Origin of the sequence: Rahnella sp. PD4 (assembly GCF_049199325.1) — a bacterium.
Taxonomy (GTDB): domain Bacteria; phylum Pseudomonadota; class Gammaproteobacteria; order Enterobacterales; family Enterobacteriaceae; genus Rahnella; species Rahnella perminowiae.
Genome location: NZ_JBLZQF010000032.1, coordinates 1 through 397 on the forward strand (window position 1 = coordinate 1; position 397 = coordinate 397).

The window sequence follows — 397 nt, forward strand, 5'->3', positions numbered from 1 at the left end:
TTGCCTGGCGGCACTAGCGCGGTGGTCCCACCTGACCCCATGCCGAACTCAGAAGTGAAACGCCGTAGCGCCGATGGTAGTGTGGGGTCTCCCCATGCGAGAGTAGGGAACTGCCAGGCATCAAATTTGTAAAGTTTGCTTTAAGTAAACTGTTATAAGAATAAGCGTGCTGATATGGCTCAGTTGGTAGAGCGCACCCTTGGTAAGGGTGAGGTCCCCAGTTCGACTCTGGGTATCAGCACCAGTAATAAGCGTAGAGTTCGGTAAATTACAGAATTTGCCTGGCGGCACTAGCGCGGTGGTCCCACCTGACCCCATGCCGAACTCAGAAGTGAAACGCCGTAGCGCCGATGGTAGTGTGGGGTCTCCCCATGCGAGAGTAGGGAACTGCCAGGCA

General features: G+C 54.9%; 1 tRNA gene and 2 rRNA genes. All 3 read left to right on the forward strand.

Annotated elements, in window-relative coordinates:
- The first annotated feature begins 3 nt into the window (after positions 1–3).
- The 3 genes from rrf (ACOZIO_RS25070) to rrf (ACOZIO_RS25080) all read left to right on the forward strand — a co-directional run bounded on the left by rrf (ACOZIO_RS25070) (position 4) and on the right by rrf (ACOZIO_RS25080) (position 396).
- Positions 4–119: ribosomal RNA gene (gene rrf / locus ACOZIO_RS25070) — 5S ribosomal RNA — on the forward strand.
- Positions 120–168: 49 nt separating this feature from the next.
- Positions 169–244: transfer RNA gene (locus ACOZIO_RS25075), tRNA-Thr, on the forward strand.
- Between the two features lie 36 nt (positions 245–280).
- A 5S ribosomal RNA gene (rrf, locus tag ACOZIO_RS25080) occupies positions 281–396 on the forward strand.
- The last annotated feature ends 1 nt before the right edge of the window (position 397 follow it).